This window comes from Pseudomonas agarici (assembly GCF_900109755.1).
GTDB lineage: Bacteria > Pseudomonadota > Gammaproteobacteria > Pseudomonadales > Pseudomonadaceae > Aquipseudomonas > Aquipseudomonas agarici.
In genome coordinates this window covers 60,432-86,423 of the sequence record NZ_FOAR01000020.1, presented here as the reverse complement: position 1 = coordinate 86,423, position 25,992 = coordinate 60,432, and the positions used below count along the sequence as shown (strand labels likewise).

Genomic DNA, 25,992 nt, shown 5'->3' with positions numbered 1-25,992 from the left:
AGAGGCATCCGGCCTTGGGAGGCCCGCGAGCAGGCCCTGTCCACGTTTTCCAATACAGGCGCGGGTTGTGCTCGGCGGCTAGACGGCCGACGGCTGAACCCGATCGTCGATCTTTTGCGCCGCGAGGTCGCCCTGCTCTATCGCCAGGATCAAATGATCAGGAACCGCGCTATGCCACTTCTTCGCGGCGAAGTAGTACAACGCCGCCGGAACCACCAGACCGATGATCCAGGAAATGTCGGTATCGCCCAGGCTCGCAACCAGGGGGCCGGTATAGAAATGGGTGGCAATGAACGGCATCTGGATCAGCACGCCGAACACATAGATGCTGATGCCCATGATGTTCCAGCGACCGTAGCGGGCATTGGGATCGGACAGCGCGGGGATGTCGTAACGTTCCCTGGTGATGCAATAGAAGTCCACCAGGTTGATCGCGCTCCAGGGCGTGAAGAACGCCAACAGGAACAAGATGAACGCGGAGAAATCCTTGAGGAACGAGTCCTTGCCAAGCAGCGCCAGAGCCGTGGCGATACTCACCATGATGAAGATGTAGAACAGGCGCACAGCGCTGGAAATATGCCGGCTGCCACGAAAGCCGCTGATGATGGTGGCGATCGACATGAAGCTGCCATAGGCGTTCAGCGTGGTCACGGTGACTTTGCCGAAGGCCACGGCGAAGTACAACGCCGCCGCGACAATTCCGGTACCACCGAGACCGACGATGAAAGAAACTTCGTGATGGGCAAATTGCGAACCGGCCAGTGCCGCCGCGAACACACCGAAGACCATCGAGGCCTGGGCACCGATCACCGACCCCAGGCCCACGGCCCAGAAGGTTTTCGCTGCCGAGGTGCTGCGTGGCAGGTAACGCGAGTAATCCGCCACATAAGGTCCGAACGCGATCTGCCAGGAGGCCGATAGCGACACCGCCAGCAGGAAGCTCGCCGGGGAGAAATGCTTGTTGCCCAGCAGCGCGGCAATATCATTGCCGGCCAGCAGCTTGTAAAACAGGTAGATGAAAGCGATCACTCCCAGCACACTGGCGATACGGCCCACGCCGTGGATCACCCGATAGCCGAAGATAGTGAAGATCATGATCGAGGCGGCGAACAGCACGATACCGACCCAGTCCTGGACATGGAGCAACTGCGCCACTGCTTGTCCGGCCAGCAGTGAACCGCTGGCCGAGAAGCCGATGTACATCAGGCACACCAGCACCAGGGGGATCACCGCACCGTAGACACCGAACTGCACGCGACTGGAGATCATCTGCGGCAGGCCAAGCTGCGGGCCTTGCGCGGCATGCAACGCCATCACCCCGCCGCCGAGCAACTGCCCGAGCAGCAGGCCGATCAGCGACCAGTAGACATCGCCACCGAGCACCACCGCCAAGGCACCGGTGACAATCGCGGTGATCTGCAGGTTGGCCCCCAACCACAGGGTAAACTGACTGAGTAGGCGACCATGTCTTTCCGCTTGGGGTATGTAGTCGATCGAACGTCTTTCGATCAACGGTTTGTTGCCTGCACGATCATTTGGCACTGCCATTGTTCAACCTCTGTGGATTGTTTGTCGTTGGGTGCGGCGCCGGCTTATTTGCCGGTAATCATCGGCAGGTTCAGGCCTTGTTCCTTGGCGCAGTCGATGGCGATCTGGTAACCGGCATCAGCGTGGCGCATGACACCCGTCGCCGGATCGTTGTGCAGCACGCGGGCGATACGTTCGGCCGCTTCGTCGCTACCGTCGCAGACGATCACCATGCCCGCATGCTGAGAAAAGCCCATGCCCACGCCACCGCCGTGGTGCAGGGACACCCAGGTAGCACCGCTCGCGGTATTGAGCAGAGCGTTCAACAGGGGCCAGTCGGACACAGCGTCGGAACCATCCTGCATCGACTCGGTTTCGCGGTTCGGGCTAGCCACGGAACCGGAATCCAGGTGGTCGCGACCGATGACGATCGGTGCCGACAACTCACCGTTGCGCACCATTTCGTTGAAGGCCAGGCCCAGCTTGGCGCGCTGGCCCAGGCCAACCCAGCAGATACGCGCCGGCAGGCCCTGAAAGCTGATGCGCTCGCGCGCCATGTCCAGCCAGTTGTGCAGGTGGGCGTCGTCCGGGATCAGTTCCTTGACCTTGGCGTCGGTCTTGTAGATGTCCTGCGGATCGCCCGACAGCGCGGCCCAGCGGAACGGACCGATGCCACGGCAGAACAGCGGACGGATATAAGCGGGAACGAAACCAGGGAAGTCGAACGCGTTCTCGACACCTTCTTCCTGGGCCATCTGGCGGATGTTGTTGCCGTAGTCGAAGGTCGGGATGCCTTGCTTCTGGAAGTCAAGCATCGCTTTGACGTGCACCGCCATCGACGCCTTGGCGGCCTTCACCACCACCGCAGGTTCAGTGATGGCGCGAGCGCGGTATTCTTCCCAGGTCCAGCCAGCCGGCAGGTAGCCGTTGAGCGGGTCGTGGGCGCTGGTCTGGTCGGTGACCATGTCCGGGCGCACGCCACGCTTGACCAGTTCCGGCAGGATTTCGGCGGCGTTGCCGAGCAGGGCGATGGAAATGGCCTTGCCTTCCTGAGTGTATTTGGCGATACGCGCCAGGGCATCGTCGAGGTCGCGGGCTTGTTCATCGACATAACGGCTGTTCAGGCGAAAATCGATGCTGACCTGCTGACATTCGATATTCAGCGAGCACGCGCCGGCCAGGGTCGCGGCCAGAGGTTGCGCACCGCCCATGCCGCCTAGACCGGCGGTCAGGACCCAACGGCCTTTCAGGTTGTTGTCGTAATGCTGGCGACCGGCTTCGACGAAGGTTTCATAAGTGCCCTGGACGATGCCCTGGCTACCGATATAGATCCAACTACCAGCGGTCATCTGGCCGAACATGGCCAGGCCCTTGGCATCCAGTTCGTTGAAGTGCTCCCAGGTGGCCCAGTGCGGCACCAGGTTGGAGTTGGCGATCAGCACGCGCGGGGCGTTGCTGTGGGTCTTGAATACGCCGACCGGCTTACCGGATTGCACCAGCAGGGTCTCGTCGTCATTCAGGTGAGTCAGGCTCTCGACGATCTTGTCGTAGCATTCCCAGTTTCGCGCAGCCCGACCGATACCGCCGTAGACCACCAATTCCTTCGGATTCTCAGCCACTTGCGGGTCGAGGTTGTTCATCAGCATCCGCAGCGCCGCTTCGGTCAGCCAGCTCTTGGCGGCCAGTTGGTTGCCACGGGCGGCACGGATTTCGACGTCACGGCGCTTGGTAAAATTGGCGGTAGGTTTCTGGGTATTCTCAGTCACGAAAAAACTCCTCTGCGATCGTCCAAACCCGCCCAGGCAGTGGGCAAGCGAGCTCGTGCGGACCAGATCCTCACAAGCGGAAAATAGGGTGGCGCGTAACCGTATCCGTCGATTCATACGCACACATACTTACTTGTACATACAAGCATATGCAATCAAACGGCCAACTTGAAAATCAGAGGCTGAGAAATTTTTCAGAATAGTTGGAGAACGCTGTAGGACGGGGCCTTGAGCGGAAAATGAAGTGGTGGGACGAAAAGAAGATACAGGTAAGAAACTGTTACCGAGCGATGGTTTTGCGCCATGCTGGGGCGTTCGGTAACAGGTTAGTGCGCAGCGTAAACGGCGGTTGATCGAATGAGCGGGGCGCCCACCCGTCCTAGTCAGGTGGGAGTCAACTCGATCACACAGCAACGTCCGGTCACCGATACCTCAAGCAACTGTGCGTTACCTTCCAGTTGCAGACAGTCATGGCATCCCAGCACTTCAGCGCCGCGATTGCCCAGGCCGACATGCAGTGGGTCACTGATACTGAAGACCAGCAGCACGTGCGCCGAACTGAAGAAACGCATGGGCTGCACGGCATCCAGCCATTGCAGGCGAGCGCTGTAGCGATCCGGCAGATAGATCAGGTTGAAGTCGCGGATCGGCCCATCGAGCAGCGTGCAACTAACCTGGCTCGCACCACTGAAGGCAAACGGGTCCAGGGCCAGCAACGCCCGGCTGCGCTCGCCATCGACCTGCAAGATCATGCCCGCGCCCTGCAGTACGGTAATGATCCGCTCATAGCCGGCGAAGCTGGAAAAGCCGCCCGACTCGCCGATATCGGCAATCGACAGACGCCAGCCAAAACCATCCAAGCCCTCCCCGGCGTCACGGGTGACTTCCTCGGTGCTGCCACCGCCGTTTTTCCACGGCATGCGCGGATAATCCGCCGCGCGTAGGACTTTCAGTGAGCTCATTTGGTAAAGCGTCCTTCCAGGCGATGACGGGAACCGGGGTGGATCAGGCGAGCGGCTGTCACCGGCTGACGACCGGACCAGGTCCGGCGGCGGATCAGCAGGCACGGCTCACCTGGTTCGATCTGCAGCAACTGGCATTCGGTGGCGTCGGCGAGAATGGCCTCAACCACATGCTCGCCCTCGGTCAGTGGCGCGACTTGGGACAGGTAGGCGTAGGGCGTCTGCAGAGTGAAATCCTGCTTGAGGTAGTCCGGAGCCACCAGCGCATTAACGAAGCGGTCTTCAATCTGCACCGGAATACCATCCTCCAAATGTACGATCAGCGAATGGAAGACCTTCTGCCCTTCACGCATGTCCAGGGCCACGGCCCGCTCGGAACCAGCGGCCTCTTCGCCAAGGGTAATGATCTGGCAGGTGTGGCGATGGCCGCGCGCGGCGATCTCATCGGCAATGTTGTGCACCTCGAACAGCGCCGACTGGCTCTTGGGCTCGGCGACAAAGGTGCCGACACCCTGCATGCGCACCAGCCGGCCTTCGGCGGTCATTTCCCGCAGGGCGCGGTTGATGGTCATGCGGCTGTAGCCCAGCTGTTCCACCAGTTCGCTTTCGGACGGCACGCGATAATGCGGCGGCCAGTTTCCGCTGTCGATCTGCTGGGTGATCATCTGTTTGACGCGGGCATATAACGGCGCCGGACTATCGCCCAGGTGGGCAGCCAGCGGCTTGTTGGCAGGCGGAGTCGGCACAGGAAATCCTTGTTCGATGTTAAAGGTGGTAGTGGCCTGTAACCCACTAACCGTACAAACCACTAGCTTGCCGGAGTTTACCGGGCAGGCAAACGTCTGTATATGTATATACAAATAACACACGATGGGGTGCTAAACCATGTCCGTCTTCTTTGCCGAACGCGCGCTGCTGCCCAGTGGATGGGCCAAAAATGTACGCCTTGAGGTCAATGCCGAAGGCATGCTGGCTCAGGTCCAGGCCGACTCCCATGCGCAAGGCGCCGAACGGTTGAGCGGCCCGTTGTTGCCGGGCATGCCGAACTTGCATTCCCACGCCTTCCAGCGGGCAATGGGCGGTCTGGCGGAAGTGGCCGGCAATCCGAACGACAGCTTCTGGACCTGGCGCGATTTGATGTATCGGCTGGTGGGCAAGATCAGCCCGCAGCAGATGGGCATCATCGCCCGCCAACTCTATATCGAGATGCTCAAGGCCGGTTACACCTCGGTGGCCGAATTCCACTATGTACACCACGACACCAACGGCCAGCCCTATGCCAATCCAGCGGAACTGGGATTGCGCATCAGCCAGGCGGCTGCGGACGCGGGCATCGGCCTGACCCTGTTGCCGGTGCTCTACAGCCATTCCGGCTTTGGCGGCCAGGCCCCGAATGACGGCCAGCGGCGCTTTATCAACAGCACCGAGAATTACTTGGAGTTGCAGGCCCGCTTGCAGCCGCCGCTGGCCAAGCAGCCGGCCCAGACTCTCGGGTTGTGCTTCCACTCGTTGCGGGCGGTGACACCGCGGCAGATCAGCGAGGTGCTGGCCGCCAGCGACCGCCAGTGCCCGGTGCATATCCATATCGCCGAGCAACAGAAGGAAGTCGATGACTGCCTGGACTGGAGCGGCAAGCGGCCGTTGCAATGGCTGTACGATAATGTCGAGGTCGATGAACGCTGGTGCCTGGTACACGCTACCCACGCCAATGCCGAGGAAGTCACGCGCATGGCCCGCAGCCGGGCGATCGCCGGGCTGTGCCCGACCACCGAAGCGAATTTGGGCGACGGCATCTTTGCGGCGGTGGATTTTCTCGCTCAGGGCGGGCGCATGGGCATCGGTTCCGACAGCCATGTGTCACTGAGTGTGGTGGAGGAATTGCGCTGGTTGGAATATGGCCAGCGCTTGCGCGATCAACGGCGTAACCGCCTGTATCGTGCCGCCCAACCGATGGTCGGGCGCACCCTGTATGACGCGGCACTCGACGGCGGCACTCAAGCGCTCGGGCAATCGATCGGCAAGCTGCAAGCGGGCAAACGCGCCGACTGGCTGGTGCTCGACGGCAACGACCCCTATCTGGTGACCGCCGAGGACGATGGCATTCTCAATCGCTGGCTGTTCGCTGGCGGCGATCGCCAGGTCCGTGACGTCATGGTCAACGGCCAGTGGGTGGTGCGGGGTGGTCGACATGCGGACGAAGAACAAAGCGGGCGGGCATTTACCCAGGTATTGCGTGACCTGCTGAACTGAGCCCTAGGCTCTGTACGAGATGTATCAGCGCTCGCCCATGCGGCGTTGAAAGTCGGCTCGCCTGGCCTGGCCCTCGCCCGAAACCATTTCCTACAGGCTCACGTAGCCTGTAGGAACGCCTCTCGCCACAAACGCTCATCATCAACCAATCAGTTGGGCATCTTCGAGTCCGGCGTGCGCCAGATCAGTCGCGTGGTGTCATAGCCTTGCTGGCGTGCCCGGCTCAGCAGATCTTCCCGAACCTCCGCATTGACCTTGGTGGTGCGCGATAGCAGCCACAGGTAACGCCGGCTCGGGTCACCGACAATTGCCGTGTGGTAGTCATCGCTGACATACAGAACCCAGTAGTTACCCTTGGCCACGCCCGGCAGCAATGCGGTGAACCAATTGTCGAAGCGCACCCACAGCTTGTCGGTCCGCCCTCGCACTTGCGGTGTCGCCGTTCCCTTGGCCTCCTCCCACGCCCATTGCTCGGTCAGACAGCGATTGAACACTGCCATCTTGCCGTCGGCCATCAAGCTGTAGCGCGCTTCGGACTGAGCGCAGTGGCGCTGGAAATACATCGGCATTCGCGCCAATTCGTACCAGGTGCCCTGGTAGCGCTTGAGGTCGACATGACCTGCGGTCTTAGGCGCTAGATCGTCACCAGACGTAGCGCAACCAGCCAGCAACAAACCAGCCAAGAGAGAGACAACCAAACGCAACATTCTTCTTCTCCCAAGGGCTCGCGCCCCGGTTTACTTCAGGCCTTGCCCGGAAAACATTAGGACTTTGTCACCGGCGTACTGCACGCTGATAAAGCTATTCTTGTTACCCCAGGTACAGCTCGACATGCCCAACGCCCCCGAACAATCCGAAGGACTGCCCAGTAACGACTCGACCTGCGCCTTGGGCATGCCCGTGGACAGCTTCGAATAGTTTTCCTGGTTGACTTTGCTGCAAGCGACCAACGACACGCACAACGACAGCAGAGCGAGAGAGCGCAACGACATGGGGAGAAACTCCTGAGGACGAAAAGGTCGGCGCGAGGCCTACCGCAATCTTAGAAGAGAAAAGTGCCATCTGGTTCCCGAGCCTACGACCTTTTCTTACGGCACTTTCCTGTGCAGATCAGCGATTTTGCTAGCAAAAACAGCCAGTGCCGCAGGTTTATCATTAAGAAATTAATATTTAACAAGAATATGCCGATAGATAAAGGCATCCTGCCATCAAGCGTGGCAAATTGTCGCCCTTTTGTTGACCAGCCTTTTGCGGACAGCCACTTCATGACCAAAAATCTCAAATTCAGTCACAAGATCCTCCTGGCTGCGGCCCTGGTGGTTGCCGTGGCGTTCGCCTGCTTCATCCTGTTCAACGACTATCGCCAACGCGAAGCCCTGCGCAGCAGTACAGAAGCCTCGATGCAGGTCCTTGGCAGCCTGACCACCAGTAACATCCAGGTCTGGCTGGAAAGCCGCATGCAACTCCTGCACTCACTGGCGCAGCAGATCGCCGTGGACGGCAATGCCGCCGATAGCCTCAAGCACGCCTTGGGCCTACCCGTCTACGCCGACAACTTCCAACTGAGCTATTTCGGCGGCCAGGACGGTGTGATGGTCTCGGTCCCTGCGGGCAACCGCACCGCCGACTACGACCCGCGCGCCCGTGGCTGGTACAAAGCCGCCACGGCTGCCCAGCGGAGCATCGTCACCGAACCCTACATTGCCGCCTCCTCGGGCAAGTTGGTGATCACCCTCGCCACCCCGGTACTGCATGACGGCAAGTTCATCGGCGTGGCCGGCGCGGACATCGATTTGACCAGCATCAGCGCTATCATCCACTCGTTGAACTTCAGTGGCCACGGCCAGGCCTTTATCGTCAGCGCCGACGGCAAGATCCTGATCCACCCGGACAGCAAGCTGATCCTCAAGAACCTCAGCGAAGCCTATCCAACCGACACACCGAAGATCAGTGCCGGCCAGACAGAGGTCACCGTGGGCGGCAAGACCCAATTCATCTCCTTCACCCATGTCACCGGCGTACCTTCGGCCGACTGGTACGTGGCGTTGGTGCTCGATCAAGACGCCGCTTTCTCGATGCTTCGCGAATTCCGTACCTCGGCGATCATCGCCATGGCGATCGCGGTGGTCATCATCATTGCCCTGTTGGGTATGCTGATCCGCGTGCTGATGCAGCCACTGCACCTGATGGGCCGGGCCATGCACGATATCGCCGAAGGCGAGGGTGATCTGACCAAGCGCCTGACTATCCACGGCCATGACGAATTCGGCACCCTCGGCATGTCGTTCAATCGCTTCGTAGAGCGCGTCCACACCTCGATTCGCGAGGTGGCGTCGGCCACCGACCAGGTCAATGAGGTCGCTCTGCGCGTAGTCAGCGCGTCCAACTCGTCGATGCTCAACTCCGACCAACAGGCCAGCCGCACCAGCAGCGTCGCGGCGGCGATCAACCAGCTCGGCGCCGCAGCCCAGGAAATCGCCCAGAACGCCGCCCTCGCCTCGCAGCATTCGAGCGATGCGCGCAGCCTCGCCGAAGAGGGTCAACACGTGGTGGACAAGACCATCGTCGCGATGCAGCAACTGTCGGCGAAAATCAGCGATTCCTGCGCCAATATCGAAACCCTGAACAGCAATACGGTGAACATCGGGCAGATTCTCGAAGTGATCACCGGCATTTCCCAGCAGACCAACCTGCTGGCGCTCAACGCCGCGATCGAAGCGGCGCGGGCCGGTGAGGCCGGGCGCGGCTTCGCCGTGGTAGCCGATGAGGTACGCAACCTCGCGCACCGAACCCAGGACTCGGCGCAGCAAGTACAGAAGATGATCGAGGAGTTGCAGGTCGGTGCACGGGAAGCGGTAGGCATCATGACCGACAGCCAGCGTCAGAGCGAAAGCAGCGTCGGCATCGCCAACCAGGCCGGCGAGCGGCTGGGCAGCGTGACCCAGCGGATCGGCGAGATCGACGGCATGAACCAGTCGGTTGCCACCGCGACCGAGGAACAGACGGCGGTGGTGGAGTCGATCAATGTCGACATCACCGAGATCAATACGCTGAACCAGGAAGGCGTGGAAAACCTGGAGTCAACCTTGCGTGCCTGTGCGGACCTGGAACAGCAGGCGGCGCGGTTGAAGCAGTTGGTGGGCAGCTTCCGGATCTGACCAGCCCCAATTATCCCGAGGCGGGCACCGCTCTGGTGGCGAGCGAGCGGTGCCCGCCTCCAGAAAATTCAGAACCCTGAGCCGGGTTCGCGCAGGAACGCCGCTTCCTCAACCGTAGACTCACGTCCGAGAATGGCATTGCGGTGGGGAAAGCGCCCGAACCGGGCAATCACTCGCCGATGCCGTTCGGCATAGTCCAGATTATCGGCAAACACCGCCTGCTGCTCCGCCGCCTGCTCCTCGACCAAGGCCACAAAACGCGACACCGCCTCGTCCTGCGCCGCCGGGCTCTCGCAGTGCTCCAACACCAGGTAGATAAACACCCTCTGTATCGCCGGTAGTCGTCGGTCGAAGTCCGCCGCCAGTCCCTGGGACACCAGCGCCTGGGCGCGGGCATCACCGCAGAAGGCCCGTGGCGTATCGCGAAAGATCATGCGCGGCAGTTGATCGAGCAGGATCACCACGGCCAGCCAGCCTTCGGGACATTGCGTCCACTCAGCTAAACCACCGGTCAGTGCCTGCTCGACCTGGGCGCCGAAACGCTCGCGGGCCTCAAGGTCCTGGCTGTCACGCTTGCCAAACCACAACCGCCCCTTATCAGCCACGATCTCAGCCGGTGTCTGGGCGAAACCGAACCACCAATCGAGCAGCGGTTGCCAGGGCGCGGACATGGCGTTATTCCTTGTGATAACCGGTCACCCGGGCGACTTCTTCCTTCGACCCAAGGAATACCGCCACGCGCTGGTGCAGGCCGTCAGGCTGGATATCGAGGATGCGCTGGTGGCCGTCGGTGGACGCGCCGCCGGCCTGCTCGATCAAGAAGGACATCGGGTTGGCTTCATACATCAGGCGCAGCTTACCCGGCTTGGAGGGTTCGCGACTGTCGCGTGGATACATGAACAGGCCGCCACGGGTCAGGATGCGGTGCACATCGGCGACCATGGAGGCGATCCAGCGCATGTTGTAGTTCTTCTTCAGCGGACCTTCTTCACCGGCCAGCAGCTCGTCTACGTAGCGCTTGACCGGGGCTTCCCAGTGACGCTCGTTGGACATGTTGATAGCGAACTCCTGGGTGCTGGTCGGCACGGTGATATTTTCATGGGTCAGTACGAAGCTGCCCATTTCACGGTCCAGGGTAAAGCCCTTGACGCCGTCACCGAGGGTCAGGATCAACATGGTCTGCGGACCGTAGATCGCGTAGCCGGCCGCCACCTGCTGGGTGCCCGGCTGCAGGAAGGCCTTTTCATTCAGGCTTTCGTTCTGGCTCAGGTGCTCGTTGGGGCAGCGCAGTACCGAGAAGATGGTACCGACCGAGACATTGACGTCGATGTTCGACGAGCCGTCCAGCGGATCGAATACCAACAGGTAGGCACCTTTGGGGTATTTGCCGGGAATCTGGTAGGCATTGTCCATTTCTTCGGACGCCATGCCGGCCAGGTGGCCGCCCCACTCGTTGGCTTCGAGCAGGATTTCGTTGGAAATCACGTCGAGTTTTTTCTGCACTTCGCCCTGCACGTTCTCCGTGCCCATGCTGCCCAGCACGCCACCCAGCGCGCCTTTGGAGACGGCATGGCTGATTTCCTTGCAGGCACGCGCGACCACTTCGATCAGGAAGCGCAGATCGGCAGGCGTGTTGTTGCTGCGGGTCTGCTCAATCAAATAGCGACTCAGGGTAACGCGGGACATGGATGGCTCCGGAGAAAGGGGGCTGGAAACCCGCGCAGTTTAACGCGAGTTGCGCTGCAAATCCTCTTGTCAGACACAGATGCCCCGCAGAGAGTTCACAAGCACGACTCAGTGTTGTCGCAAACCTGTGCAACGCGCCTGGAGGATTGCTCGTTCCTCCGGGCTGCGGCGGCGTGCGCAACAAGCCAAGGGCCGCCCGCGCAGTCTATCGATCTGCCCCAAAGGCAGTGGCGTCAGCCTGACAACTGATCATTCCAGTGCTTTCCAGATATCGGTGGCGTATTCGCGAATGGTCCGATCCGACGAGAACCAACCCATGCGCGCACTGTTCAGTACCGCAGAACGCCACCACTGGTTGCTGTCATGCCAATGCGCCTCGACTTGGGCCTGGGCGGCCCAGTAGGCATCGAAGTCGGCGCAGACCAAAAAGCGGTCGTAATCGATCAACGAATCGATCAAACCGACATAGCGCGCCGGGTCGTCCGGGGAAAACACCCCACCCCGAATAGCCTGCAACACATCATTCAGGCGATGGGAGGCCGCCACATCCGGCACCGCGCTGAACTCGCCATTGTGTTTGCGTAATTCCACCTGCTGGGCAGTGAGGCCGAAGATGAACATGTGCTCCTGGCCCACTCGCTCGCACATCTCCACGTTGGCGCCGTCCAGGGTGCCGATGGTCAGCGCGCCGTTGAGACCGAACTTCATATTGCTGGTACCGGACGCCTCGAAGCCAGCGGTAGAGATCTGCTCCGACAGGTCGGCCGCCGGGATGATGCTTTCCGCCAGGCTGACGTTGTAGTTGGGCAGGAACACGACTTTAAGCAGGCCGCGCACGGTCGGATCGTTGTTGACCGTGCGGGCGATATCGTTGGTCAACTTGATGATCAGCTTGGCCTGGTGATAACTCGCCGCAGCCTTACCGGCGAAAATCTTCACCCGCGGCACCCACTCGGTTTCCGGCTCGGCGCGGATCGCCTGGTACAGGGCCACGGTGTGCAACAGGTTGAGCAACTGACGCTTGTACTCGTGGATCCGCTTGACCTGCACATCGAACATCGCCGCCGGGTTGATCGCGATCCCCAGCCGCTCCTGGATCAACGCCGCCAAGGCCCGCTTATTGTGCAACCGCTGTTCGGCGAACTGCTTGCGAAACCCGGCCTTCTCGGCAAACGGCTCCAGCCCCTGCAACAGCGCCTCGGGATTGTCGAGCAGCTCCGGGCCCAAGGCCTCGACCATCATCTCGGTGAGCGGCGGGTTGGCCTGGTACAGCCAGCGACGGAAGGTAATACCGTTGGTCTTGTTGTTGATTCGCTCCGGATAAAGCGCGTGCAACTCGCGGAACACCGTGCTGCGCATCAACTGTGTGTGCAAGCCAGAAACGCCGTTGACGCTGTGGGAGCCGAGGAACGCCAGGTTGCCCATGCGTACCCGACGCCCGTTGTCTTCCTCGATCAGCGACACCGCGCGCAGCACGTCGAAATCATGAATACCCTTGGCCCGTAGCGCATCGATATGCTGGGCGTTGATCAGGTAAATGATCTGCATATGGCGCGGCAGCATGCGCTCCATCAACCCCACGGGCCAGGTTTCCAAAGCCTCGGGCAGCAGGGTGTGGTTGGTGTAGGACAGCGTCTCGACGGTGACTTGCCACGCCGCATCCCAAGTCACGCCATACAGGTCGACCAGTTGGCGCATCAGCTCGGCGACGGCAATCGAGGGGTGAGTATCGTTGAGCTGGATGGCCGCGTGCTCGCCGAGACTGAGCACCGAGTCATGCATGTTCTTATGCCGGCGCAACAGGTCCTGCAGGGACGCGGAGACAAAGAAATATTCCTGGCGCAGCCGCAGTTCCTGACCGGCTTCGGTGCTGTCCGCCGGATAGAGCACGCGGGAGATACTTTCGGCCCTGGCCACCTCGGCCACCGCCCCCAAATGGTCGCCGGCATTGAAGCGCTCCAAGTGCAATTCTTCCGTCGCCCGTGCCCGCCATAGGCGCAAGGTGTTGACGCTAGCACCGCGCCAGCCGACCACCGGCGTATCGTAGGCCACCGCCCGGACCGTTTCCGCCGGCCACCAGACCTGCCGACTCAGACCGGTCTCGTCCTGCACGGTTTCGACGCTGCCGCCAAAGCACACGGGATAGATCACCTCGGCGCGCTCGAACTCCCAGGGGTTGCCGAAGTCCAGCCAGTTCTCGGTCTGCTCCTGCTGCCAACCGTCGACGATGGCCTGGCGAAACAACCCGTGCTCGTAGCGAATGCCATAACCATGAGCGGCAATGCCCAGAGTCGACATGCTTTCCATAAAACATGCCGCCAGGCGCCCCAGGCCACCGTTGCCCAGCGCCGCATCGGGCTCCAGCAGGCGAATACGCTCCAGATCCACGCCAAGGTCCACCAGCGCCTCACGGGCGATATCCAGCAGTCCGAGATTGCTCAGGCTGTCGTACAGCAGTCGACCGATCAGGAACTCCAGGGAGAGGTAATAGACGCGCTTCTGGCCCTTGCGATAGATCTGTCGGGTGTGATCCATCCAGTGCTCGACCATATGGTCGCGGGCGGCCAAGGCGATGGCCTCGAACCAGTCATGATCGAACGCGTGATCGGGATCTTTACCTACTGCGTAGGTAAGTTTGGCGAGGACGGCGGCACGAAAGGCCGCCACCTCATCGTCACGGACAAGCGGTTCCTGAGACATCGATACGACCTCTAGCGAGATGGACGATTGAAAAGGCGGGCTGTCTGAGCCTAGTCGCTTCGACACAAGGCGACGGCTCTGGTTCGCTGGTTTTTTCGAGCATAACGGGAAAAACCGGATAGACCCGAGATGCGCAAAAAAATGCGGTCCTGCGGGAAACTTCGCACAAACGTGCCGTTGTGCGAAAAACCGGCAAAAGGTTGTTCACAAATTCGCCAGCCCCGGTATCATCGCGCGCCCTGATACACCCTGGATAACAGCCGGATGAAACCCACTCTGATCGCCGCCGCGGAACTCGACCGCCTCGAAACCTGGCAGAAGTATTCGAGCCATATGTGCTCAGGCTGCATCTCCAGCTGCTGCACCCTGCCTGTGGAAGTGAAGATCAAGGACCTGATCCGCATCGGTATCGTCGACGAATTCGAGCGCGGCGACCCGCCGAAGAACATCGCCAAGCGCCTGCAGAAAGAAGGGATCGTCGAACGTTACAACCAGAAGTCCGAGATTTTCACCCTGCAACGCATGAGCAACAACGATTGCCTGTACCTGGATCGCAAGTCACGGCTGTGTACCATCTATGAAAAACGTCCCGACACCTGCCGCAACCATCCCAAAATCGGACCACGACCCGGGTATTGTGCCTATAAGCCAAAGGCCCCCGTGCGTCAGGCACCAGACAAGACTTTGTATCATTTCTGACCAGTAGCACCCACGGGCGCATCGCCCTTCGCCCTCAAGGCGTGCAGCGCAGATAAAGCACCAACAAAAACGCCCCCGACCTTGCGGTCGGGGGCGTTTTTCATTGCACCTGGGCTAGACGATCAAGCCTTGGCTTTCTTGGCGGCGCGGGTGCGCTCGCTTTCGTCGAGGATTTTCTTGCGCAGACGGATCGACTTGGGCGTGACTTCACACAGCTCGTCATCCTGGATGAATTCCAGGGCCTGTTCCAGGGTGAAGCGAACAGGTGGTACCAGAGCGATGGTTTCGTCTTTACCCGAAGCACGCATGTTGTCGAGCTTCTTGCCCTTGGTGGGGTTGACGCCCAGGTCGTTGTCACGGCTGTTCAGACCAACGATCTGGCCACCGTAGATTTCCTGGCCGTGTTCGACGAACAGCTTGCCACGGGCCTGCAAGGTTTCCAGGGAGTAGGTCAGCGCCTTGCCGGTTTCAACCGAAACCAGTACGCCGTTCTGACGACCGGACATGTCGCCGGACTTCATCACGTCGTAACGATCGAAGATCGAGGTCAGGATGCCGCCACCGGAGGTCAGGGTCAGGAACTCGTTACGGAAACCGATCAGGCCGCGAGCCGGGATGTTGTACTCAAGGCGCACACGGCCCTTGCCATCCGGAACCATGTTGGTCAGGTCGCCTTTACGCAGGCCCATTTGCTCCATGATTGCGCCCTGCGACTCTTCCGGCAGGTCGATGGTGACGTTTTCGTAGGGTTCGTGCTTCACGCCGTCGACCAGACGGATGATCACTTCCGGACGACCCACGCCCATTTCGAAGCCTTCGCGACGCATAGTTTCGATCAGGACCGAGAGGTGCAGCTCGCCACGACCGGAAACCTTGAACTTGTCGGCCGAGTCACCTTCTTCAACGCGCAATGCCACGTTGTACAGCAGCTCCTTGTCCAGACGTTCCTTGATGTTGCGGCTGGTGACGAACTTGCCTTCTTTACCGCAGAACGGCGAATCGTTGACCTGAAAGGTCATGGAAACGGTCGGCTCGTCAACGGTCAGCGGCTTCATCGCTTCAACGTTCAGTGGATCGCACAGGGTATCGGAGATGAACAACTGGTCGAAGCCGCTGATGCAGACGATGTCGCCGGCAGACGCTTCCTCGACGTCGATGCGGTGCAGGCCGTGGTGGCCCATCAGCTTCAGGATACGACCGTTGCGGCGCTTGCCGTCAGCGTCGATGGCGACGACCGGGGTGTTCGGCTTGACGCGACCACGAGCGATACGACCAACGCCGATCACACCCAGGAAGCTGTTGTAGTCCAGTGCGGAGATCTGCATCTGGAACGGGCCGTCACGGTCGACTTTCGGCGCCGGAACGTGATCGACGACCGCCTGGTACAGCGGAGTCATGTCTTCAGCCATGTCGGCGTGGTCCAGACCGGCGATACCGTTCAGAGCCGAGGCGTAGACGACCTGGAAGTCCAGTTGTTCTTCGGTGGCGCCCAGGTTGTCGAACAGGTCGAAGATCTGGTCCAGGACCCAGTCCGGACGCGCGCCTGGGCGGTCGACTTTGTTGATGACCACGATCGGACGCAGACCGGCTTCGAAAGCCTTCTTGGTCACGAAACGGGTTTGCGGCATAGGGCCGTCTTGGGCGTCGACCAACAGCAGAACGGAGTCGACCATCGACATGACGCGTTCAACTTCGCCACCGAAGTCAGCGTGGCCCGGGGTATCCACGATGTTGATGTGGTAGCCGTTCCAGTTGATGGCGGTGTTTTTCGCCAGGATGGTAATACCGCGCTCTTTTTCCTGGTCGTTGGAGTCCATCACGCGCTCGTCGTTGAGCTCGTTGCGCTCCAGAGTGCCGGATTGACGCAGGAGTTTGTCTACCAGGGTGGTCTTGCCATGGTCAACGTGGGCAATGATGGCGATGTTGCGTAGATTTTCGATCACTTGTGTATCTCGATCAGAGGATTCGGTGTGCTGACAAGTCTTGGCAGCGATTGACAGTAGTGTCCGGCGTGGCCGTTACAGCTTGACGGCGGCGTCGGGGGGCCGGTGACGCAGGCCACAGGCAAACAGCCCCGGGCACTTAGCTCGGTCGATAAACGCGCACATTGGCATGCCCCTCACTGAGCAAATGGTGGGCATGCAGGCGACTCATCACGCCTTTGTCGCAATACAGCAGGTACTGGCGAGTAGGGTCCAGTGCCTTGAAACGAGCGTTCAGTGCATAAAACGGCATCGCTTGTACCTCGATGCCAGCGAGCTCCAGCGGCTCATCGTCCTGGGCATCCGGATGCCGGATGTCGATCACGACATGACCTGCCAACGCTTCGCTGACCTCTTCGATCTGCAAGTCCTGGCCCAATTCGTCGATCACCCGATCGATCGGCACCAGCTTGGCTCGCTCGAGCGCACGCCCGAGGATCGCCATGTCGAACTCTTTTTCTTCATGCTCCACCCGGCCACGCTTGGCGTGGGTCTTGGGGTTGACCGAAATCACCCCGCAGTATTCGGGCATGTGCTTGGCGAAGTCAGCCGTGCCGATTCGGGTCGCCAGGTCGATGATGTCCTGCTTGTGGCTAGCGATTAGCGGGCGGATCACCAGCTTCTCGGTCACGCAGTCGATCACCGACAAGTTCGGTAGCGTTTGGCTGGAAACCTGGGAGATCGCCTCGCCGGTGACCAGCGCATCGATGTGCAGCCGCTCGGCCATGACTTCCGACGCGCGCAACATCATACGCTTCAATACTACGCCCATATGACTGTTATCGACTTTTTCGAGAATTTCTCCCAGGACTTCCTCGAACGGCACGCTGATGAACAGCACCCGGTGAGAGCTGCCGTACTTCTTCCACAGGTAATGGGCGACTTCCATCACCCCCAGCTCGTGGGCACGCCCGCCGAGATTGAAGAAGCAAAAATGGCTGATCAGGCCGCGTCGCATCATCTGGTAGGCGGCAACGGTGGAGTCGAAGCCACCGGACATCAGCACCAGAGTCTGCTCCACCGACCCCAGCGGGTAACCGCCGAGGCCGTCATGCTGGCTGTGGATGACAAACAACCGTTGGTCGCGAATTTCCATTCGCACTTCGATTTCCGGCTCTTTCAAGGAGATCCCCGCCGCAGCGCACTGGCGCCGCAGCTGGCTGCCGACGTATTTCTCCACCTCCATCGAGGTAAAGACGTGCTTGCCGGCGCGCTTGCAGCGCACGGAAAAAATCTTGCCCGGCAACACCTCGCCATAATGCTGCTTGCATTTGGCGGTGATGTCGTCGAAGTCGCCCAGCGGGTACTCGGCGACCTGCAGTAAATGGGCGATACCTGGTGTATTGCACAAGCGTGTAGTCAGTTCGTGCAGGGCCTTAGGGTCGGTCAGCGCGGTTTGCAGCTCGAGGTTGTCCCACACGCCATTCACCACCACAGCCGGATCCACGTCACGGAGCACGGCACGGATGTTCTTGGCCAACTGGCGGATGAATCGCATCCGGACAGGGCGGCTTTTAATGGTGATTTCGGGGAAGACTTTTACGATTAATTTCATAAAAACAGCGCGCGAAGGGCCGGCCGAAAAAGGGGGCGCGGATTATAGCGGAAATTGTTCAACGTTTAACCAGTTATTGTACAGACGGTTTTTTGCGCACCAAAAAAGACCAAGCGTGCCTTTTTGGCACCGAAAAGGTGCGCTCAATGCACCGAAATTCTCCTATTGCTGGCCGTAATGCTTGAGATTGGAGCAAAAAAACTCTCGCAAGATGCTGGCATGCAATTTGCTCTCTTGTGAGGCAGATTGCCTTGGCCGAGTATTCGCGCCGGCATCACCACTATTTCAGGGCTAACGCCACTAGCCCGAAGCCACCCGGAGGACACCATGTCGAAGTCGGTTCAACTCATCAAAGATCATGACGTTAAGTGGATTGATCTGCGCTTCACGGACACCAAAGGTACTCAGCACCACGTGACCATGCCGGCTCGTGATGCGCTGGATGACGATTTCTTCGAAATGGGCAAGATGTTCGACGGTTCCTCCATCGCCGGCTGGAAAGGCATCGAAGCCTCCGACATGATCCTGCTGCCGGACGACAGCACCGCCGTGCTCGACCCGTTCACCGAAGAGCCGACCCTGATCCTGGTTTGCGACGTGATCGAGCCCTCGACCATGCAAGGCTACGACCGCGACCCACGGGCAATCGCCCGTCGCGCCGAGGAGTACCTGAAGTCCACCGGTATCGGCGACACCGCTTTCTTCGGCCCCGAGCCTGAGTTCTTCATCTTCGATTCGGTCAAATTCAAGTCCGACATCTCCGGTTCCATGTTCAAGATCTTCTCCGAACAAGGTTCATGGATGTCCGACCAGGACGTGGAAGGCGGCAACAAAGGCCACCGTCCAGGCGTCAAGGGCGGCTATTTCCCGGTGCCACCGTTCGACCACGACCACGAAATCCGTACCTCCATGTGCAACGCGCTGGAAGAAATGGGCCAGACCGTCGAAGTTCACCACCACGAAGTGGCGACTGCCGGCCAGAACGAAATCGGCGTGAAATTCAACACCCTGGTAGCCAAGGCTGACGAAGTCCAGACCCTGAAGTACTGCGTACACAACGTGGCCGATGCCTACGGTCGTACCGCGACTTTCATGCCAAAACCGCTGTATGGCGACAACGGCTCGGGCATGCACGTGCATGTGTCCATCTCCAAGGATGGCAAGAACACCTTCGCGGGCGAAGGCTATGCCGGCCTGTCCGACACTGCCCTGTACTTTATCGGCGGTATCATCAAGCACGGCAAGGCTCTGAACGGTTTCACCAATCCGTCGACCAACTCCTACAAGCGTTTGGTCCCAGGTTTCGAAGCCCCGGTGATGCTTGCCTACTCGGCTCGCAACCGCTCTGCCTCGATCCGCATTCCTTACGTCTCCAGCCCCAAGGCTCGTCGTATCGAAGCACGCTTCCCGGATCCGGCCGCCAACCCTTACCTGGCCTTCGCCGCGCTGATGATGGCTGGCCTCGACGGCATCCAAAACAAGATCCACCCCGGCGATGCCGCTGACAAGAACCTGTACGACCTGCCGCCTGAAGAGGCCAAAGAGATCCCACAGGTTTGCGGTAGCCTGAAAGAAGCCCTGGAAGAGCTGGATAAAGGTCGTGCGTTCCTGACCAAAGGCGGCGTTTTCAGCGACGACTTCATCGATGCCTACATCGAGCTCAAGAGCGAAGAAGAAATCAAGGTACGTACCTTCGTACACCCACTGGAATACGAGCTGTACTACAGCTGCTGATCCCGTGGCGCCTGCGCCAGCAGGCACTGCTTCGAGGAAATGCCCCGTATCGATGGATACGGGGCATTTTTTATAGGCGACGATAAACGACAGCCCATTATTCGAGATTTTTTGCAACGCTTAGACGCTAGCCAAAGCGTGTAGACCGGCGTTGACTACTCTCCCCAGGATTGCCGCCAAATCCTACGCAAGCCGCCGCGCACGGACGGACGGCGAATGCCCGCCAACACGGAGAGTTAGCCCATGACATTGCCTTCAAACACCGCCGCCGAACATCCCGACAGCAGCCAACCGAAGACACTCGCCGCACCGACCGCCGAGGTCCTGCTGCGTGCCAGCAGCGGCTGGGAGGGCACTCCCTATGAGGCCTACCCCGCAGGGCCGCCCGAACTGACCCTGCTCAGGATCAACATTCCCGCCGACACCGAACTGAACTGGCATATCCATCCCATTCCCAGCGCCGCCTACATCATCTCCGGCGAAGTACTGGTCGAGACGCGAGAAGGCAACAAGCAGACTTTGCTGAAATCTGGCGATACGATTGCCGCCGTGGTCAATGTCGAACATCGCGCCAGGACCGGGGCAGTCCCGGTGGACCTGCTGGTGTTCTATGCCGGCAGCGAAGGCATGGCGCTCTCGGAGGCCACCGAGCCGACCTGACTGGCGTCAATGGCTCGCCGCCCATCGACGGATGCAACGGCAATCCGCTTCTTTTATGAAAATACGCTGGCGCTTGCCCGATCCTGTAACGTTAACTTTGGGCCTGCATCCGCCGCCGAAAAAGTCGAAGCCCGCCATGTTGCCGAACTACCGTATTGTGAGCCTGCTGCTCGCCAGCCTCCTGGGCGCCAACGTCCTTGCCGCTCCTGCCCCCGCGAAAGCTCCCGATGCCCTGCCGCCCCTGCTGCGGGCCATCAGCGAGCGCCTGAACATCGCCGAGCAGGTAGCATTGACCAAATGGGACAGCGCCAAGCCGATCCAGGACAGCTCGCGCGAACAGCAGGTGATCGCCAATGCCCGGCAGCAGGCAGCGACCTATAAGATCCAGCCCGAAGACATCGGTGAGTTTGTCGCGGCGCAGATCGAAGCCAATAAACTGGTGCAGTACGCACTATTGGCTAAATGGCGAGCAGCCGGCAAAGCACCGGTCATCCCCAGGCCCGACCTGGTCACGCAGATCCGCCCGGCGCTGGATCGGTTACAGGCCAGATTGTTGCAACACTATGCAGCCTTCGCCCCTTACCGGCAGGACCCACAATGCCCAGCCTGGCTAATCCAGGCCCGCCAAACCCTGACCTCGGACACTCTCCACGACCTGGCACTGATTCGCGCCACGGGTGAGCTGTGCCAGAATCCACGGTGAAAAGGCCTGGAGTTGTGCTCTATGCTGATCACAGGACGCAGCTAAACCATGCGCCCCGACCAGGACCATCATCGGGAGTCTCCATGGGTCGACCTCTGCTCTACCTGCTGCTGGCCTTCACGCTGCCCGTATCGGCGCAGATCTATCAATACACCGATGCGAACGGCAATACCGCCTACAGCAACCAGCCGCCCGCAGGCAGCGCCGCCCGCGCCGTGGAATTGCCGCCGCTCAACAGCGTCGAGCTACAGAAACCGGCCCAACCGGCCGCTGCGCAATCCGCAGCCACGCAGCCGGCAAAAGCCCAGGCAAACATCGCGCCCTACAGCGTGTTTGAACTGACGGACGTCCCTACCCAGCAAGCCCTGCGCGCCAACAACGGGACCTTTACCGTCGGCGTGAAAATGGAGCCGCGACTACAGCGCCAACATCTGCTGCGACTGGTGCTCGACGGCAATCCCTATGGCCAATCCAGCAATGTCCCACGCCTGCAACTGGTGAACGTCGACCGTGGCGATCACACGCTCAGCGTACAAGCGCTCGAAGGCGAGCAACTCGTCCAGCAAAGCCCTACCGTGGCGTTCACCGTCCAACGGGTGCATACCCCTTGAGCTGTTCATGATTCGACTTTTCACAGGTGTGCGTCGCGCCAGCCAGCCTTCCGCCATTTCTATAATCACACGCCAGCAAAGCACCATGTTGGTGCACTAAACTGCACACCTACCCGACCCGAATCGCATTTTGGTTCGAAAATACCCGTCGCGACTGGCGCAGCGCTACTCAATCGAGCCCGAAACGCCTATTTCAGACAATTCACGCCGCTTTTTTGCAGCCTTGGTTTGGTTTTTGCATTTTGCTTCTATCGACGCCTTGTTCGTGCGCGCAAATCGGCACCGATCCCGTTTGCCATGCTCCAAAAGAGGTCCCCATGACCATCAGCGATGCCTTGCACAGACTGTTACTCGACAACCTGACCACCGCCACCATCCTGCTCAATGCCCAACTGCGCCTTGAGTACATGAACCCGGCGGCCGAAATGTTGCTCGCCATCAGCGGCCAGCGCAGCCATGGTCAATTCATCAGCGAGCTGTTCACTGAATCGACCGAAGCCTTGAACTCCCTACGCCAGGCCGTCGAGCAGGCACACCCGTTCACCAAGCGCGAAGCCATGCTGACGGCATTGACCGGCCAGACGCTGACCGTCGACTATGCTGTGACACCGATCCTCAGCCAGGGTCAAACCCTGCTCCTGCTGGAAGTCCACCCCCGTGATCGCCTGCTGCGCATCACCAAGGAAGAGGCCCAACTGTCCAAGCAGGAAACCACCAAGATGTTGGTGCGCGGCCTGGCCCACGAGATCAAGAACCCTCTCGGCGGGATTCGCGGTGCCGCCCAGTTGCTGGCCCGCGAACTGCCGGAAGAAAGCCTCAAGGACTACACCAACGTCATCATCGAGGAAGCCGATCGCCTGCGAAACCTGGTGGACCGCATGCTTGGCTCGAACAAGCTGCCATCGCTGGCCATGACCAATGTCCATGAAGTCCTGGAACGCGTCAGTAGCCTGGTGGAAGCCGAAAGCCAGGGCTGCGTCACGCTGGTGCGCGACTACGACCCGAGCCTCCCCGACGTCTTGATCGACCGTGAACAGATGATCCAGGCCGTGCTCAATATCGTGCGCAACGCCATGCAAGCTATCAGCAGCCAGAACGAGCTGCGCCTGGGCCGTATCAGCTTGCGCACCCGTGCCATCCGCCAATTCACCATCGGCCATGTCCGCCATCGCCTGGTGACCAAGATCGAGATCATCGACAACGGTCCGGGCATTCCCGCCGAACTTCAGGACACCATCTTCTACCCAATGGTCAGCGGCCGTCCGGACGGTACCGGACTGGGCCTGGCCATAACCCAGAACATCATCAGCCAACACCAGGGCCTGATCGAGTGTGAGAGCCATCCTGGCCACACCACCTTCTCGATCTTCCTGCCTCTGGAACAAGGAGTCGCATCGACATGAGCCGTAGTGAAACCGTGTGGATCGTCGATGACGACCGTTCTATTCGCTGGGTCCTGGAAAAAGCCTTGCAACAGGAGGGCATGACCACCCAGAGCTTCGACAGCGCCGACGGCGTAATGAGTCGCCTGGCCCGCCAGCAGCCGGACGTGATCATTTCCGACATCCGCATGCCTGGCACCAACGGCTTGGACCTGCTGGCACGGATTCGCGAGCAGCACCCGCGTTTGCCGGTGATCATCATGACCGCCCACTCCGACCTCGACAGTGCCGTGGCGTCCTACCAGGGCGGAGCCTTCGAATATCTGCCCAAGCCGTTCGACGTCGATGAGGCGGTGTCGCTGGTCAAGCGCGCCAACCAGCATGCCCAGGAGCAGCAAGGCCTGGAGGTGTCACCAACACCGACCCGCACCCCGGAAATCATCGGCGAAGCTCCGGCGATGCAGGAGGTGTTTCGCGCCATCGGGCGCCTCAGCCAGTCCAATATCACCGTGCTGATCAATGGCGAGTCCGGCACTGGCAAGGAACTGGTCGCCCACGCCCTGCACCGTCACAGCCCACGGGCCGCATCGCCGTTCATCGCCCTGAACATGGCGGCCATCCCCAAGGACCTGATGGAGTCGGAACTGTTCGGCCATGAAAAAGGCGCCTTCACCGGCGCCGCCAACCTGCGTCGTGGACGCTTCGAACAGGCCGACGGCGGAACTCTGTTTCTGGATGAAATCGGCGATATGCCGGCTGACACCCAGACCCGCCTGCTGCGGGTCCTGGCCGACGGCGAGTTCTACCGGGTGGGCGGTCACACGCCAGTCAAGGTCGACGTGCGAATTATCGCAGCCACCCACCAGCATCTGGAAGCCCTGGTTCACGCCGGAAAATTCCGCGAAGACCTGTTTCACCGACTGAACGTGATTCGCATCCATATTCCGCGCCTGTCGGATCGTCGCGAGGACATCCCGACCCTGGCCAGGCACTTCCTCGCCCGCGCGGCACAGGAACTGTCGGTCGAGCCGAAACTGCTGAAAGCGCAAACCGAGCAATATCTGAAGACCCTGCCGTGGCCTGGCAACGTGCGCCAACTGGAAAACACCTGCCGCTGGATCACGGTCATGGCCTCCGGTCGCGAAGTGCATATCGGCGACCTGCCACCGGAACTGTTGAACCTGCCACAGGATGAAATTCCAGTCAGCCACTGGGAACAGGCCTTGCGCCAGTGGGCGGACCAGGCCCTTGCGCGAGGCCAGTCGAACCTGTTGGACAGCGCCGTGCCGAGTTTCGAGCGGATCATGATCGAAACCACCCTCAAGCACACTGCCGGCCGGCGCCGCGACGCCGCTGTCTTGCTGGGCTGGGGCCGCAACACCTTGACTCGCAAGATCAAGGAGCTAGGCATGCGCGTCGAGGGCACGGACGACGACGAAAGCTAAACGCGGCAAGCCCCAACCCTCAAGCCACGAGCCCGGCGAAGCCAGCAGAGGGCTTGTTGGGAACCTAGTGGCCTGTGTGGTGAGTTCTATGAGTCAATTTCGGCGCCACAAGCCCCTGGCCGGCGTTGCTGTTCCTCACCATAGTCCTGCTATGACTCGTCACAGCGCCTTGGCCATGAACTTCTGGCATCCGAACGTGAGCTAACGAACTCACCGCACAGGCCACTAGGTGCCGGCAGGCCGCAGGTTCCCTCGGCTATTTCTCTCGCAGCTTAACCACCAACCTCCAGCGTCCATCGACCTTCGCACCGACCCACTCGCCCTGCAGGGGACGCGCAGCTAGCAGCGTCACCAACATTCCCTTGTCACTCAAGCGCACCCGCCAATTGGCGTCCTTGCCGGCGACCGTCAGGCGGCCACTTTGTGCCTTGCCCTCGGCATCGAACAACAGCGCCACAACGCCATCGACCTGCTCGCCATGAACCTTCGGTTCGGCACTGAACCACAGTGTCAGCGTATCGGCCTGCGCCTCGACCTGCTGCAACACCAGTGGCTCAGGAGCGCTAAGGCGACCGATCATCAACCCCACCATCAGGCCGACAATCGCCAACGATCCCAGTACCCGCGGCAATAGCTTCGGTCGCGGGTCCTCTTCGGGGGTAGAATGCTGCCCATCTTCACCTTTGGAGCCGTGCATGTTTCACGTCATCCTTTTTCAACCGGAAATTCCGCCGAATACCGGCAACATTATCAGGCTGTGCGCCAACAGCGGCTGCCACCTGCATTTGATCGAGCCCATCGGGTTCGAAATGGACGATAAGCGCCTGCGCCGTGCCGGCCTCGATTATCACGAGTACGCCACGCTCAAGATCCACCCGGACCTGGCCAGTTGCCTGGAAAGCCTCGGGCGGCCACGGCTATTCGCCTTCACCACCAAGGGCTCGCGGCTGTTCCACGACGCTCGATTCGCCGAGGGCGATGCCTTTCTCTTCGGCCCGGAAAGTCGCGGATTGCCGGCTGAGGTGCTCGATGTGTTGCCCGGCGAGCAACGCCTGCGCCTACCGATGCGAGAAGGCTGCCGTAGCTTGAATCTGTCGAACACCGTGGCGGTGGCGGTTTACGAAGGGTGGCGCCAGTTAGGTTTCGCCTGAATAAAAAAGCGCCGGCAATGG

Annotated in this window: 22 protein-coding genes; 10 read left to right on the top strand and 12 right to left on the bottom strand. The window is 60.3% G+C overall.

The genetic code is table 11. The annotated features are described in order from the left end of the window. Positions 1-78 precede the first annotated feature (78 nt). The 4 genes from BMX68_RS17980 to hutC all read right to left on the bottom strand — a co-directional run bounded on the left by BMX68_RS17980 (position 79) and on the right by hutC (position 4,920). Entirely contained in the window at positions 79-1,548 is a 1,470-nt protein-coding gene (locus BMX68_RS17980; protein WP_017132466.1) for a purine-cytosine permease family protein, read from the bottom strand. A gap of 44 nt (positions 1,549-1,592) precedes the next feature. Then, complete coding sequence (hutU, locus tag BMX68_RS17975) at positions 1,593-3,293, bottom strand: urocanate hydratase (protein ID WP_017132467.1); 1,701 nt, start codon at positions 3,291-3,293, stop codon at positions 1,593-1,595. A gap of 383 nt (positions 3,294-3,676) precedes the next feature. Further along, entirely contained in the window at positions 3,677-4,255 is a 579-nt protein-coding gene (locus tag BMX68_RS17970) for a HutD/Ves family protein (protein WP_017132468.1), read from the bottom strand. Continuing rightward, positions 4,252-4,920 (bottom strand): histidine utilization transcriptional repressor HutC, encoded by a 669-nt coding sequence (hutC, locus tag BMX68_RS17965; protein WP_244159658.1) that lies wholly within the window; start codon positions 4,918-4,920, stop codon positions 4,252-4,254. Before hutC ends, BMX68_RS17970 begins: the two co-directional genes overlap by 4 nt. A gap of 220 nt (positions 4,921-5,140) precedes the next feature. Between hutC and BMX68_RS17960 the strand changes: the two genes are divergently transcribed. Beyond that, entirely contained in the window at positions 5,141-6,505 is a 1,365-nt protein-coding gene (locus BMX68_RS17960) for a formimidoylglutamate deiminase (protein ID WP_017132470.1), read from the top strand. A 149-nt stretch (positions 6,506-6,654) separates the two neighbouring features. Here the strand turns inward: BMX68_RS17960 and BMX68_RS17955 are convergent, their stop codons facing one another. Further along, positions 6,655-7,212 (bottom strand): lipocalin family protein, encoded by a 558-nt coding sequence (locus BMX68_RS17955; RefSeq protein ID WP_017132471.1) that lies wholly within the window; start codon positions 7,210-7,212, stop codon positions 6,655-6,657. Between the two features lie 30 nt (positions 7,213-7,242). Further along, entirely contained in the window at positions 7,243-7,497 is a 255-nt protein-coding gene (gene bamE / locus BMX68_RS17950) for an outer membrane protein assembly factor BamE domain-containing protein (protein ID WP_017132472.1), read from the bottom strand. A 273-nt stretch (positions 7,498-7,770) separates the two neighbouring features. Between bamE and BMX68_RS17945 the strand changes: the two genes are divergently transcribed. Then, positions 7,771-9,663 carry a methyl-accepting chemotaxis protein gene (locus tag BMX68_RS17945; protein WP_017132473.1) on the top strand — a complete coding sequence of 631 codons (1,893 nt, stop codon included), beginning with the start codon at positions 7,771-7,773 and terminating at the stop codon, positions 9,661-9,663. A 68-nt stretch (positions 9,664-9,731) separates the two neighbouring features. On the opposite strand, the gene BMX68_RS17940 is transcribed toward BMX68_RS17945, so the two are convergent. From BMX68_RS17940 to BMX68_RS17930, 3 genes are all read right to left on the bottom strand, one after another. Then, a complete protein-coding gene (locus tag BMX68_RS17940; RefSeq protein ID WP_074862449.1) occupies positions 9,732-10,334 on the bottom strand; it encodes a DUF924 family protein in 603 nt (200 codons plus the stop codon). Between the two features lie 4 nt (positions 10,335-10,338). Further along, positions 10,339-11,349 (bottom strand): class 1 fructose-bisphosphatase, encoded by a 1,011-nt coding sequence (locus BMX68_RS17935; RefSeq protein ID WP_017132476.1) that lies wholly within the window; start codon positions 11,347-11,349, stop codon positions 10,339-10,341. A gap of 249 nt (positions 11,350-11,598) precedes the next feature. Then, positions 11,599-14,049: a glycogen/starch/alpha-glucan phosphorylase gene (locus tag BMX68_RS17930; protein ID WP_017132477.1), complete on the bottom strand. Its 2,451-nt coding sequence runs from the start codon at positions 14,047-14,049 to the stop codon at positions 11,599-11,601. Between the two features lie 264 nt (positions 14,050-14,313). On the opposite strand from BMX68_RS17930, the gene BMX68_RS17925 reads away from it, so the two are divergent. Continuing rightward, positions 14,314-14,748: a YkgJ family cysteine cluster protein gene (locus BMX68_RS17925; RefSeq protein WP_017132478.1), complete on the top strand. Its 435-nt coding sequence runs from the start codon at positions 14,314-14,316 to the stop codon at positions 14,746-14,748. A 122-nt stretch (positions 14,749-14,870) separates the two neighbouring features. Here BMX68_RS17925 and typA read toward each other — a convergent pair whose 3' ends face one another. Together typA and thiI are read right to left on the bottom strand one after the other, a co-directional pair. Further along, complete coding sequence (gene typA / locus BMX68_RS17920) at positions 14,871-16,691, bottom strand: translational GTPase TypA (protein ID WP_017132479.1); 1,821 nt, start codon at positions 16,689-16,691, stop codon at positions 14,871-14,873. 139 nt (positions 16,692-16,830) lie between these two features. Beyond that, on the bottom strand, positions 16,831-18,285 hold the full coding sequence (gene thiI, locus BMX68_RS17915) for a tRNA uracil 4-sulfurtransferase ThiI (RefSeq protein WP_074862446.1): 1,455 nt from the start codon (positions 18,283-18,285) through the stop codon (positions 16,831-16,833). 327 nt (positions 18,286-18,612) lie between these two features. On the opposite strand from thiI, the gene glnA reads away from it, so the two are divergent. The 6 genes from glnA to ntrC all read left to right on the top strand — a co-directional run bounded on the left by glnA (position 18,613) and on the right by ntrC (position 24,820). Continuing rightward, on the top strand, positions 18,613-20,019 hold the full coding sequence (glnA, locus tag BMX68_RS17905; protein WP_017132480.1) for a type I glutamate--ammonia ligase: 1,407 nt from the start codon (positions 18,613-18,615) through the stop codon (positions 20,017-20,019). Positions 20,020-20,262: 243 nt separating this feature from the next. Continuing rightward, positions 20,263-20,679 carry a cupin domain-containing protein gene (locus BMX68_RS17900; protein WP_017132481.1) on the top strand — a complete coding sequence of 139 codons (417 nt, stop codon included), beginning with the start codon at positions 20,263-20,265 and terminating at the stop codon, positions 20,677-20,679. A 136-nt stretch (positions 20,680-20,815) separates the two neighbouring features. Further along, complete coding sequence (locus BMX68_RS17895; protein WP_017132482.1) at positions 20,816-21,382, top strand: chorismate mutase; 567 nt, start codon at positions 20,816-20,818, stop codon at positions 21,380-21,382. Between the two features lie 83 nt (positions 21,383-21,465). Then, positions 21,466-21,993, top strand: coding sequence for a DUF4124 domain-containing protein (locus BMX68_RS17890; RefSeq protein ID WP_017132483.1), 528 nt, complete (start codon positions 21,466-21,468; stop codon positions 21,991-21,993). 317 nt (positions 21,994-22,310) lie between these two features. After that, positions 22,311-23,396 (top strand): nitrogen regulation protein NR(II), encoded by a 1,086-nt coding sequence (glnL, locus tag BMX68_RS17885; protein WP_017132484.1) that lies wholly within the window; start codon positions 22,311-22,313, stop codon positions 23,394-23,396. Beyond that, positions 23,393-24,820: a nitrogen regulation protein NR(I) gene (gene ntrC, locus BMX68_RS17880; protein ID WP_017132485.1), complete on the top strand. Its 1,428-nt coding sequence runs from the start codon at positions 23,393-23,395 to the stop codon at positions 24,818-24,820. Before glnL ends, ntrC begins: the two co-directional genes overlap by 4 nt. 256 nt (positions 24,821-25,076) lie before the next feature. Here the strand turns inward: ntrC and BMX68_RS17875 are convergent, their stop codons facing one another. Continuing rightward, complete coding sequence (locus BMX68_RS17875) at positions 25,077-25,517, bottom strand: hypothetical protein (protein WP_017132486.1); 441 nt, start codon at positions 25,515-25,517, stop codon at positions 25,077-25,079. Between BMX68_RS17875 and BMX68_RS17870 the strand changes: the two genes are divergently transcribed. Next, positions 25,516-25,971, top strand: coding sequence for a tRNA (cytidine(34)-2'-O)-methyltransferase (locus tag BMX68_RS17870; protein WP_017132487.1), 456 nt, complete (start codon positions 25,516-25,518; stop codon positions 25,969-25,971). The genes BMX68_RS17875 and BMX68_RS17870 overlap by 2 nt on opposite strands. Positions 25,972-25,992 lie beyond the last annotated feature (21 nt).